The organism is Bacillus sp. MSP13 (assembly GCF_000815295.1).
Lineage (GTDB): Bacteria > Bacillota > Bacilli > Bacillales > Bacillaceae > Bacillus > Bacillus vallismortis.
The window spans coordinates 76,935-89,031 of record NZ_JXAQ01000005.1; the positions used below are offsets into that span (position 1 = coordinate 76,935).

Below are 12,097 nucleotides of genomic sequence, written 5' to 3' on the forward strand. Positions count from 1 at the left end.
ACTGGAATTTGGAAGGGAATTTATATTAACATATCCTTAAAATTTTGTTCATATTGGCTTTAAAAAAACACCCGCTAAGGTCAGCGGGTGTTTCTTATGGAACAAGATTCTTCGGCAAATTCAGACTCTATTTTATGCTTTTGTCGGAATATAAAATGTAAATGTCGTTCCTTTATCTATTCTGCTGTGCACTGTTATTGATCCGTTGTGGGCTTCCACGATATTTTTCACAATAGCCAGCCCAAGCCCGGTTCCTGCTCTGCCTCTTGTCCGCGCTTTATCGGCCTTATAGAACCGCTCAAAGATAAATGGCAGATCTTCTTCCGGTATACCGGATCCAGAGTCTTTGATATCAATTTTCAATCCATCCTTTACAGAATGGACCTCAATAGAAACACTGCCGCCGGATGAGGTATGCCGCAGCGCGTTATCTATCAAATTGGTAAATACCTGCTCCATCTTGTCTTCGTCAAACATCATTTCCTCTTCTGTGAGAGAAACGTCTTGATGTAAAGCAATATTTTTTTCTTTCGCAACGCCGAAAAATTTCCTTATGATCTTCTCTAAAAATTCATTCACATTGATATGTTCATAATGCAAGCCTGTATGGCCTGACTCCATTCGGGCTAAATCAAGCAGATCATTGACTAAGCGACCCATTCGCAGCGATTCGTCATATATGATTTGAGCAATTTCTTTTCGGTCTTCTTCAGAGCTTGCAATGTCATCGACAATCGCTTCACTGTATCCCTGAAGCATAGAAATCGGTGTCCTCAACTCATGACTGACATTTGCGATAAAATCCTCACGCAGCTTATCAAGGCGGCGTTCTTCCGTCATATCGCGCAGTACGGCAACCGCTCCTCTGACATGCGACTCCGCGTAAAGCGGCGACATCAAAAGCACCCATGACCTGCCTTGCAGCATCATTTCTATCATTTGCTCTTTTTCAGTGCTGACAGCGCTTTGGAACAGTTCTTTTGCTTCTGGCGGAAGATTATCCCCTTCTTTGATATTCATGTTTTGCTCATAATACCAAGCCTGAAGAAAACGTTCAGCAGGCGGATTTGTCACAAGAATCGCACCGTCAATATTAATGGTAATCACTCCGTCAGCCATACTGCTCAAAATGTTAGAAAGCTGCTCTTTTTCTTGATTAAGCGCATTAATATGAAAGTTAAGCTGCCGCCCCATTTGATTAAAAGCAGTTGCCAGTTCACCGATTTCATCCTGGGTTAAAATCGGTATTTTGGTATCGAACTTGCCCTTCGCCAAGTCCTGTGCGCCCTCTCTCATTTTTCGAAGCGGATATGTGACCCTGCTTGATAAGAAGAAAGCGAAAAACGTGGTCAGTACAATCGCAATCCCTGCGGCCAGAAAAATATAGCGGGTCGTGTGTTTTGTTGTATCTTTCACCGCAAGCAAAGACTGTGATAAAAAGACCATGCCTTTCTTTCCGTCTTTTTCATATGGGACACCTACAATCAGACGTTCATTATCCGTGTCTGTATCGCTCAGCCCCGTTCGTTTGCTTACTTTTTTATGATCTTGGAGAGCTTTATTTAAGGCTTTGTCATGTTGTATTTGCTCAACCGTTATGGATGATAGGCGGTTTTTATCATTCGGGGAATACCAGTACTTTTTCTCATCCTGAATGATAGCAATGCTTGTTAAGTTATCAGCGAGCTCCCAAGTGATTGATCTTGCCAGTGTCTGGTCCTCATGATTTTCTATGATGACAGCAACTTTATTCGCAAGCTGTGTTAAATCATTCTCGGCTTCTTCCACATGGTAATTTTCAATAAATTCAAGCAAGAGAACCGTCAAAATGAATAATACGATCAAGACGAGTGAAAGGATCGTAAACCACAGCTTGCCTACTACGCTTTTCCAAAATTTCATTCAGCGCCAACCTCAAATTTATAGCCTACACCCCATACGGTGACAATTTTTTTCGCGGCTTCCGGAGAAACCTTATTCAGCTTCTCTCTCAGGCGTTTGACATGGGTGTCTACTGTACGCAGATCACCAAAAAACTCATATTGCCACACTTCTTTCAGAAGCTTTTCCCGATCATACACTTTGTCAGGCGTTTTCGCTAAGAAGTATAGAAGTTCATACTCTTTCGGCGTCAGGCTTACTTCTGTTCCATCAGCCGTTACGCGGTGAGCATCATGGTCAATGGACAGATGTGAAAACACGATCACATTTTTCGTCGGTGTATTGGCATTGAGATAAGAGGTTTGGGATGCTCTTCTCAAAAGGGCTTTTACCCGCAGCACGACTTCTCTCGGACTGAACGGCTTGACAATATAATCATCTGTTCCCGCTTCAAATCCCTGCACCCTGTTTGCTTCTTCTCCTTTTGCAGTCAGCATGATAATTGGTGTCGCTTTTTTTTCACGAACTTGCCGGCACACTTCAATTCCGTCAGTACCCGGCATCATTAGATCAAGCAAAATTAAGTCATAATTGGCTTCAAGCCCTTTGGCAATGGCTTCATCACCATTTTCCGCTTCGTCTATGACATAATTTTCACGTTCAAGATACATTCTTAAAAGGCGGCGAATTCTGGCTTCGTCATCAACTACTAGTATTTTGGTTTCGTTCGTTTGGTCCATCGTTTTCCCCCTGCTTTCCTTCTGTTACTTTCATTTTATCAAATCGTGAGAAAGTTTGAGAACTGTGTCGCTTTCTAAGGACTATGCATAAGAATGAAGTCCGGCAAGCACAAGATTTACGAATATTAAATTAAACATAATAATAGCAAAACCGATTACGGCCAGCCATGCTGACTTCTCACCGTGCCAGCCTCTTGACAGTCTTACATGCAAATACGCGGCGTAGAACAAAAACGTGATCAGCGCCCATACTTCCTTCGGGTCCCATCCCCAAAATCTGGTCCAAGCGAGCTGAGCCCAAATCATCGCAAAGATCAGCGCGCCGAGCGTAAAGATCGGAAACCCGATTGAAACGGCCCTGTAGCCAATTTCATCCACGAGGTCAAGATTGACGTTTTTCACCAGCGGATGTAATAGGGCGCTGATTCTTTTTCTAAAGATCAGACGAAGAGCGCCGTACAAAATGAACCCTGCTCCAAATGACCAAATGACAGTGTTCACCTTTCTGCCTGAGAAAAGAGCAGGAAGCTCCACAAGCGGATCCATTTTCCCCTCGGTCAAGAGCTCTCCTTGATGCGGGCCGACAAGCGCAGGCATTTCGTACACCATCACGCTTGTTTCTTTATTTTTATCCACCCAGTTGAACTCCGCCTCATAGCCCGCAAAACGAAATGCCGATGTAACCACAATAAACGCGAGGGTTGTGACCAAGATAAACATAATCGCCTCGAGCCAGAAGGTTTTTTTGCTTCGTTTTGTCTGATCTACGTGCTTCAAAAGAAAGATGACCCCTGCGACAAAGCTGATCGCAAGTATAGCTTGCCCAAGCGCGGCTGTTGTTACGTGAATATACAGCCAATTGCTCTGCAGTGACGGAATTAAGGGCGAGATATCAGTCGGAAACATGCTGGCGTATACAATCAGCAATAAAGCGATGGACAGCGTAAACAAGCCTAGTGAAGGCAATCTATAAATAAAATATAGAATAACAAACGCTAAAACGAGCATCATGCCAAAAGCGGTGGTGAATTCAAACATATTGCTGACAGGCGCATGGCCGCTCGCAGCCCACCTCGTGATGAAATATCCCAGATGGCAGAGAAAACCGATGATAGAAAGAGTGATTCCAATGTTGGCCCATCGGTTCGGCTTGCCCTTTTTATCTTTATTCCCCCGTATGGCCCCGCCGAAAATCGGGACAGCGATTAAATACACAAGAAAGGCCGCATAAAGAAAATTTCCGCTCAGTTCCGCCATGACATCACTCCCTTTTCGCCTATTTCTGTGTTTTGATTCATTCTTTTTGGTCCGCCGGTTCAGTCAATCCGGAATCGGCCAATACAAATGCTAAGTCCTTCTTTAAGCCATACCAGTTTTTATTCGTATGCCCTGCCACCATGACCGCGCCGTCCTGTGAGTGCAGCCAGATTCTTCGGTGCTGCCAGTACATCCCTTGAATGACACCGATCATAAAAATGGCTCCGCCGACGGCAAGCACCCAGAGCGTCAAATCCTTTCTGACTGTGAGTCCGGTAATGTTTTTCGTTTCGACATGGTCAAATTTCAGCTTGTATTTATTGCTGTCAGAGCCTTCGATTGTTTCTTGGATGGCGACAAAGCTTTTTTCACCCTTGGGTTTGTCCGGCGTTATGACATTAAAGACAAAGGCCGGGTTGTTAGGGATTTTTGTTTTTGTGCTCGGCTCTCCATCCTGATTAAAATAGAAGTCTGGAAGGTAGCTGGCAATTTCAACTTTGTAACCGTTGCCAAGATCATAAACCGATTCTGGATCCAGAAGGTTGATCTTCAAGCTCCCAAAGGATTTTTTGTTTTTTTGTCTATCAGCTGGAATACCATTTGATCAAGCTGATTCTCTTTATAATCCACCTGGTAAACGGAAAAAGAATCAAAACGCAGCGGCTGATTGACACGGATGTCCTCTTCTGTTATTTTTTTCAGCTTCGGTTTCTCGCCATAAACAATTTTTCCTTCTCTCTTGTAGAGTACGGCATCTGTTTGAAAGTTCTTTGCCACTTTCCCGTCCCCGACTCTGTCAATGGCATCTGCGAATACTTTTTTTTCTGTATTGCTGTTATAGGTCTCTACGCTGAATTGATTGTTTTTCAAATAATATTTTCCGTCTGTCCCCGGAATTGCTGCTGTTTCGCCTTCTCTAATCCAAAGCGTCTCGTCAACGTACATGCCAGGCACAAATCTCAGCATCGCACCAATCAGAAAGATAATCAATCCAATGTGGTTGACATACGGGCCCCAGCGGGAAAAACGTCCTTTTTCGGCAAGAATGCTGCTCTCTTGTTCTCTGATTCTATAATGCTTCTTCTTTAAGAGCGTTACAATCTTTTCTTTTGCTTTCCCATCCAATACAGTGTCTGTTTCACTGAATAGGCGCTGCCTTCTCAAAAAAGCAGGACTCCTTCTGACACCCTGTTTTTTTAATGCCCTGTACAACGGAATGACCCGGTCGAGGCTGCAAATCACGAGTGAAATGCCGATCGAGGCAATAAGCAGCAAATACCACCAAGAGCCATATAAATGATGAAACCCGAGCAAATAATAAAGCTGGCCGAACGTGCCATACTGCTCTTTGTAATAAGTATCAGCCTGTGCGCCCGGAGGCAAATAGGCTTCTTGGGGGAAAATGGTGCCGAACGCTGATGCGGCAAGGGTGATGACGATAAGCCATATTCCAACCTTAACCGAAGAAAAGAAATTCCAAATTTTATCGATGATCGTTTTATTATAGGTTTGTGAACGCCTTGCGCTTCCGTCATATCTCATATCAGCAAGCGGAGGCTGCGTGTTCTGAAGAGCTCTTCCGCAAGATTCACATAGAACGGTTCCGACCGGGTTTACATGTCCGCATTCACATTTGACTCGCTTCATCCCGAAGTCTCTCCGGGTTTTATCAGATTCATATAATCATGGATCATGCTTTCTGTCATAGTGCCGGTCACCACCTTGACAACTTTTCCTTCCGGATTGATTAAAAAGGTTGTCGGAAGTGGAGATACGTCATAGGCATCAAGCACTTGGCGATCTGTATCCAGAACAACCGGGAAATTGACTCCGTAGGATTTCATAAAATTATGTACTGCTATCTTTGACTCCCCAACATTTACCGCGACAACTTCGATGCCTTTGTCTTTAAAATGCTTATATTGGTTCGCCATATAAGGAAATTCTTTTTTGCACGGTTCACACCATGTACCCCAGAAATTCAAAAAAACACCTTTCCCTTTTAAATCACTGAGCTCGATACGCTTCCCATTCGTATCTTCAAGGACAAAATTAGGTGCGTCGGACCCTTCGGATATGCTCTCTTTGCCGGCAAATACGGCATTGTAAATCGTATAGCCAAGCGCGCTGATTAAAATGAGAAGGATGCCGGTCCGAATGAATAAACGCCTATTTCTCTTCATTGTCCACTGCCCCCTTCCCCTATTGCAGATCCATTCAATTATATCATTGCACATTCATTTCACATTTCTCACTTTTTGAAGGTTATGTGAAATTTAGAAAGCGTTTTTACCGTGCTCCGCCAGCGCTCTGAGTCTTTTGACTTCATGCGGCGTAAGCTCTCTGGCATCTCCCGTGTGCAAGCCTCGCAGGTTTAAAAACGCGTATTCTTCACGCTTCAGCTTGATCACCTCATGCCCGATCGCTTCGAACATGCGCCGCACTTGTCTGTTTCGTCCTTCATGAATCGTCAGCTGAATAATGCTTGTCTGCTTTCTCTTATCCAAAGACAGAAGCTTCGCTTTAGCAGGCGCCGTTTTGCCTTCCTCCAGCATAATTCCGCGCTCCAGCTTTCTAAGCAGCTCTTTAGGGGGAATGCCTTTCACCTTCGCCACGTATGTTTTGTCTATTTCATACTTAGGGTGCATCAGCTTATTGGCAAATTCGCCGTCATTGGTTAAAAGCAAAAGACCGCTCGTATCATAATCCAGACGTCCGATCGGATAAATGCGCTGCGGGACTTCTTTAAAAAAGTCCGTCACGACTTTGCGCCCTTTGTCATCCTGGGCTGCGGAAATAACGCCTCTTGGTTTATATAAGAGAAAGTAAACCGGCTCTTCGCGTTCAACCTTTAACCCGTTTACCTCAATCTGATCAGAACCGGTGACCTTAACACCCAGCTCTGTTACTACTTTGCCGTTCACCTTTACTTTTCCTTCTTTAATCAGCTCTTCTGCCTTTCTGCGCGATGCAAATCCGGCATGAGCAATCACTTTTTGCAGTCTTTCCATGTCTTTCACCTCAAGTATTATCTTACTTTTTTCAACCTGAACAAACAAGCTTTTTCAGACTGTAAGCGCCCAATCTAAAAAAACGCCGTTTTCAGGCGCTCCCAAATAATAACGTAACGATGATGATAGATGCAACTACGCCGATCAAATCAGCAAGAAGTCCCACCTTTAATGCATCACCCATTTTTTTAATGCCAACGGCTCCAAAATACACTGTCAGGACGTAAAGCGTTGTATCCGTTGACCCCTGCATAACGGATGCCAGTCTGCCGATGAAGGAGTCCGGCCCGTATACTGCAATTAAATCGGTTGTCATACCGAGTGCAGCCGTACCGGAGATCGGGCGAATCAGGGCAAGCGGAACCACTTCAGCAGGAATGCCGATAGCGGCGAATAACGGTTTTAAAAGGTCCATGATAAAGTCAAGCGCGCCAGATGACCTGAAAACAGTAATGGCGACAAGCATTCCGACTAAATATGGGATAATGGAAAAGGCGATCTCTATCCCTTCTTTTCCGCCTTCGACAAACGATTCATAGGTGGGAACCTTTTTCATTGTTCCATAAAGAAGAACGCCGGCAATAATGATCGGAATCATGGCTAATGACAGCCAATTAATGATTTCCATCCGCTCACCTTCCCTTCTTTTTGCGGCGGTAATAAAAATACCGGTCAATCATAATGGCACCGATTCCAGAGATGAGTGTCGCCAAAATACTTGGCCCGACAATATCTGTCGGCGTTTTGGAGGAATAGGCCATTCGGACAGCGATTACGGTTGTCGGAATGAGGGTGATGCAGGACGTATTGACAGCTAAAAAAGTAATCATCGACCGGCTTGCTTCCGTTCGGTTTCCATTCAGCTTTTTCATTTGCTCCATTGCTTTAATGCCGAGAGGGGTTGCCGCATTCCCGAGGCCGAAGAAGTTCGCCATGAGATTAGATAAAATGTAGCCCATCGCTGGGTGATCCGGAGGTATATCCGGGAACAGCTTAGATATAAATGGCCTGCACATTCGGCTGAAAATATCCAAAAGCCCTGACTGCTCGGCTATTTTCATTAAGCCGAGCCAGAAAACAAGCACGCTCATCAGCCCGAATGAGATCGTCACGGCTTCTTTTGCCCCCTTAAACACAGCTTCATTTACATCTTGCAAGGTTCCGTTGCACATCGCAAAAACAAGTCCGATCACAGTTAAGCTGACCCATATTATATTGACCATTTTGCCCCGCCAGCCGCATTCAGAAAGATTGATTTGAACGTTTCAAAAAATTGTTTCTTTGGTTTTTGATGTCGTTCATTTTCATAATAGATTGGCACTTTTGCAATGGTTTTATCGTTAAACATGATCTTCATGTACCCTACGATGTCTGGAATCTTTGAGGCGTCTTTTTCCCAGGCTTTTTTCGGTTTAAGCAGCGTGGTTTGAATGTTGACATCTTCTTTCTCTTCTTCGGTTAACAAATAGGTGATGTCACGTTTGATAAAAGCCTTCGATTCATAAAAAGTGCCTCTCAGTTTTGGAATGTCCCCTTTTTTCGCGATTAAATAGGTTTGATAATGATCAAACACATAGTTAAACATATTCATATGATCATCCCAATCGTCAGGGTCATTTATCGTGACGGCTATCAAGTCAATGCCGTCCTTTGAAGCTGTCGAGACCAGTGTCCGTTTTGCGAGTTTTGTATAGCCTGTTTTTCCTCCTGTGCTGTACCGGTAAAGCATCGTAAGCAGTTTGTTTTTGTTTTTCCAAACGCTTTCCATTGTTTCTGCTTTGTATATTTTTGTGCCTGAAATTTTTTGATAGTCTTTCAGTTTCATAGCGTATTTGGTTAAAATGGCCATATCATAGGCTGATGAATAATGGTTTTTGTGATCGTCCAATCCATGCGGGTTTTGGAAACGGGTATTCTCCATACCAAGCTGCTCAGCTTTTTGATTCATCATATAAACAAATCCATCGAGGCTCCCCCCCACATGCTCAGCAATCGCAACAGCGGCGTCGTTTCCTGATCTCAGCATTAAGCCGTACACAAGATCTTTTAATTTCACTTTTTGCCCTTCTCTTAAATAAATAGCAGAGCCTTCTGTTCTGACAGCATTTGCCGAAACCGTCACCGTTTCATCCATTTTGCCTGATTCGATAGCGAGCACAGCCGTCATGATTTTTGTGATGCTCGCAATCCGCCTTTTTTCATGCTCGCCCTTGGCAAACAACACTCTGCCTGACGCTCCATCAATCACTATCGCGCTTTTAGCACTGACATCTATAGCAGCATGGGCTGGGTTTAGATTTACATTTGCAAGAAGAAAAGAAATCATGACCATGAATACTGCTTTTTTGAAAAAACGCATGTTTGCTCACGTCCTTGTGGTGGTTTGTACAAGTTTATGCGCATGTCCATCAGTTATGAATATCAATTATAGATCTTCCGGCAAACATAAAAAAACCCTCCCTGAAAAAGGGAGAGTAAATGTTATCTAAATTGGCGCCATGCTTGATCCAGACGCTTCGTAATGAGTCAGCTCTTCTCTCATTTTCAGAAAGGCTGCGCTCAGCGGCAATAATAATTGCTCAAGCGACGCAGGAACAGCATGGTAAAACTCAATTGCGCTGACTCCGGTATAAGACGCCCGGCTATTTTCACACCACGTGTCTTTTTTGGGCATAAAGAACTCTTCAATGCATTGGTGATATACATTGTAAAGTGTTTTTTCCGCTCTGGCTTCTTGAAAAGGCTCCTGCATCAGGAGACGGCGGCACGCTTCAGCGCCACTTTCACAAGATACTGTCATTCTTCTCAGAGTGCTCAGCAGATCACAGCAGTATCCTTTCTCAATAGGCAATTCAGCCTGCAAGGAGGCAAGCGTGGTTTGATTTAGGTAATCGTTAACGGTATTGACAACCATTGATAAGAATTCGCCTGTTTTTTGAGTCTGCGCTCGCACAATCGAATGTCCCATTTCGTTTGGTATCTTCCCCTCATGTCTTTGTCTCTCACATTTTGCTTCTTTCATAATAGCTTCTTTCCTTATATCTTATGATGATGAAAAAACGCGATTCATTAAACTTCTATTTTATATCTTCGAAGGTTTGGTTAAAGTTTTCAAAAAATAAATCAGCTTCTTCTTGAAGAACGTCTTCTTCCGCATTTTCAGGCAGCGGCGGAAGCTCGTCCAGCGTTTTCAGGCCGAATTGTTCAAGAAAAGTCGGCGTGGTGCCGTATAAAATGGCCCGTCCCGGACCGTCAGCCCGTCCGACTTCACACAATAGCGCCTTCGCGACGAGGCTGTGTAAAATCCGTTCTGATTTCACGCCTCTGATTTCTTCAATTTCCGCTCTCGTAATCGGCTGTTTATAAGATACAATGGCCAGTACTTCTAATGAAGCTTGAGAAAGGCCCTTTGACGGCACTTCTATCAGTTTTTTCAAGTACGGCGCAAAGGCTTTTTTCGTAGAGAGCATGTACGTATCTGCATATTCAATCAGTTCAATGCCTCTTGTATCCCCGCGGTATTCGTCCGCCACATCCGCCATGATGGCGTTCAGTTCAGGCTCTTCGATTTCAAGCACTGTTAACAGCTGCTTTTTTGTGAGCCCTTCATCGCCTGCTGCGTAAAGAAGGGCTTCCACTATAGCTTTCCAATTCACGATATCAAGCCCCATGAATGGATTCACTCCCCGTAATGTAAATATCTGAAAAATTGTGCTCCTGTTCTATGAGAACCAGCTGATTCTTCATCAGTTCGAGAACCGCCAGAAAAGTCACAACCAAATGGTCTTTTTGCTCATAAGGAAACAGCTCCATAAAGTTGATTCTCGTTCCTCTTGATTTCAGGCTGTGCACGATTTCGTTCATTCTGTCTTCGATTGGTATTTCCTGTCTGGTAATTGTTGTTTCCATCGGCCTTGTTATTTTTTTGCGTTTCAGCACTTTTTGAAAAGCCCCGATCATATCATAAACCGTGACGGAGAGCTTATGCTCAGACTGTTTGACTTCTTTTGCATATTCGCTCAAATCACTCGGCGGTTTCGTGAACGATTTTTGTCTTTCTTCTTCCCGTTCTTTTAAATCCTTCGCCGCATCTTTATATTTTCTATACTCAATCAGCTTTTCAATCAATTCTTCCCGCGGATCTTCTTCTTCAAGCAATTCATCATCAAAAAGCTCCTCCTCTTGCTTCGGGAGCAGCATTCTGCTTTTTATGCTGAGCAGCGTGGCAGCCATGACCAAATACTCGCTGGCAATATCGAGCTCAAGCACTCGCATCGTATGTACATATAATAAATATTGTTCAGTGATCTTCGCCACAGGTATATCATATATGTCAATTTCAAGACGATTGATTAAATGAAGCAGCAGGTCCAATGGGCCCTCAAACGTATCGATTTTCACTTGATATTCTTCCATCATCTCACCATTTTCAAGTATCACTCTCATTGCCGGATAAACTGGCTATCCTTTAGTATAAGGCACCAAAAAGCTCTCGTCCAATACTATTTCATTTCCTGTTTCGAAGCAATTTGTACAGAATATTCAAAACAACAATGGAGGTGTGAGGAAAGTCGTGTTCGCTTATTTGTCGTAATAAAGAAGAAGCGATCCGGGATGAGCGTTCTTTTTTCTTTTATTCTTCCTATGTTACACTTAAAGCAGATTAAAGGAGGAAACATCGTGTACCCGAAAGCTTATATCGATTATCTCGTTGAGTTTCACGCAACACGGGATTATTTTGAATGCCATGAAATTTTAGAAGAATATTGGAAGGAAGATCCTCCAAATAAACGAAAAATGTATTGGGTCGGCTTTATTCAGCTTGCGGTTGCTTTGTATCATCATAGAAGGCAGAATACAGCCGGTGCCAAACGACTGATGGCGAACAGCATCCGGATTCTTCAAGCCGAAAAACAAGCGGTTGAAGACTTGGGACTCGATCATAGCCGTTTACTCGAGCTTATGCAGACGGTTGACGAACAAATTGAAATGGGGTCTCCCTACAAAAGCATCATGCTGCCGATCAAAGATGAGAAGCTAGAGGAAGCATGCCGCATTGAATGTAAGAAAAAAAAGTGCACATGGGGGCAGCACAGCACACTCACCGATACTTTTCTAATCGACAAACACCGGTTGCGGGATCGGACAGACGTCATCCTTGAGCGTGAAAAAGAGATAGAGCGGAGAAAAAAAAGCAGGGGCTAATGA

The 12,097-nt window shown here is 43.8% G+C and carries 12 protein-coding genes and 1 pseudogene; 1 reads left to right on the forward strand and 12 read right to left on the reverse strand.

What is annotated here, in order from left to right:
- Positions 1 to 132: 132 nt before the first annotated feature.
- The 12 genes and pseudogenes from resE to scpA all read right to left on the reverse strand — a co-directional run bounded on the left by resE (position 133) and on the right by scpA (position 11,305).
- Positions 133 to 1,902, reverse strand: a complete 1,770-nt coding sequence (gene resE / locus SC79_RS06325) for a sensor histidine kinase ResE (RefSeq protein WP_039074345.1) — start codon at positions 1,900 to 1,902, stop codon at positions 133 to 135.
- Entirely contained in the window at positions 1,899 to 2,621 is a 723-nt protein-coding gene (gene resD, locus SC79_RS06330; protein ID WP_039074346.1) for a DNA-binding response regulator ResD, read from the reverse strand. Before resD ends, resE begins: the two co-directional genes overlap by 4 nt.
- Before the next feature lie 81 nt (positions 2,622 to 2,702).
- Entirely contained in the window at positions 2,703 to 3,878 is a 1,176-nt protein-coding gene (resC, locus tag SC79_RS06335; protein WP_039074347.1) for a cytochrome c biogenesis protein ResC, read from the reverse strand.
- 37 nt (positions 3,879 to 3,915) lie between these two features.
- Positions 3,916 to 5,525: pseudogene (resB, locus tag SC79_RS06340) on the reverse strand (cytochrome c biogenesis protein ResB).
- Positions 5,522 to 6,061, reverse strand: coding sequence for a thiol-disulfide oxidoreductase ResA (gene resA, locus SC79_RS06345; protein WP_039074348.1), 540 nt, complete (start codon positions 6,059 to 6,061; stop codon positions 5,522 to 5,524). The pseudogene resB and the gene resA overlap by 4 nt, the downstream one beginning before the upstream one ends.
- A gap of 93 nt (positions 6,062 to 6,154) precedes the next feature.
- Positions 6,155 to 6,889 (reverse strand): 23S rRNA pseudouridine(2605) synthase RluB, encoded by a 735-nt coding sequence (rluB, locus tag SC79_RS06350; RefSeq protein WP_010328152.1) that lies wholly within the window; start codon positions 6,887 to 6,889, stop codon positions 6,155 to 6,157.
- Positions 6,890 to 6,980: 91 nt separating this feature from the next.
- Entirely contained in the window at positions 6,981 to 7,517 is a 537-nt protein-coding gene (gene spmB, locus SC79_RS06355; protein ID WP_039074349.1) for a spore maturation protein SpmB, read from the reverse strand.
- A gap of 4 nt (positions 7,518 to 7,521) precedes the next feature.
- Positions 7,522 to 8,112, reverse strand: a complete 591-nt coding sequence (spmA, locus tag SC79_RS06360) for a spore maturation protein SpmA (protein WP_010328154.1) — start codon at positions 8,110 to 8,112, stop codon at positions 7,522 to 7,524.
- The gene (locus tag SC79_RS06365) at positions 8,100 to 9,248 is read right to left on the reverse strand and encodes a D-alanyl-D-alanine carboxypeptidase family protein (protein ID WP_039074350.1); all 1,149 of its coding nucleotides are present in this window, start codon (positions 9,246 to 9,248) and stop codon (positions 8,100 to 8,102) included. The genes spmA and SC79_RS06365 overlap by 13 nt, the downstream gene beginning before the upstream one ends.
- A gap of 126 nt (positions 9,249 to 9,374) precedes the next feature.
- A complete protein-coding gene (locus SC79_RS06370) occupies positions 9,375 to 9,911 on the reverse strand; it encodes a YpuI family protein (protein WP_039074351.1) in 537 nt (178 codons plus the stop codon).
- Between the two features lie 55 nt (positions 9,912 to 9,966).
- Positions 9,967 to 10,560 carry an SMC-Scp complex subunit ScpB gene (gene scpB, locus SC79_RS06375; RefSeq protein ID WP_039074352.1) on the reverse strand — a complete coding sequence of 198 codons (594 nt, stop codon included), beginning with the start codon at positions 10,558 to 10,560 and terminating at the stop codon, positions 9,967 to 9,969.
- A complete protein-coding gene (gene scpA / locus SC79_RS06380) occupies positions 10,550 to 11,305 on the reverse strand; it encodes a segregation/condensation protein A (protein WP_039074353.1) in 756 nt (251 codons plus the stop codon). Before scpA ends, scpB begins: the two co-directional genes overlap by 11 nt.
- Before the next feature lie 264 nt (positions 11,306 to 11,569).
- On the opposite strand from scpA, the gene SC79_RS06385 reads away from it, so the two are divergent.
- Positions 11,570 to 12,094, forward strand: a complete 525-nt coding sequence (locus SC79_RS06385; RefSeq protein WP_039074547.1) for a DUF309 domain-containing protein — start codon at positions 11,570 to 11,572, stop codon at positions 12,092 to 12,094.
- Positions 12,095 to 12,097 lie beyond the last annotated feature (3 nt).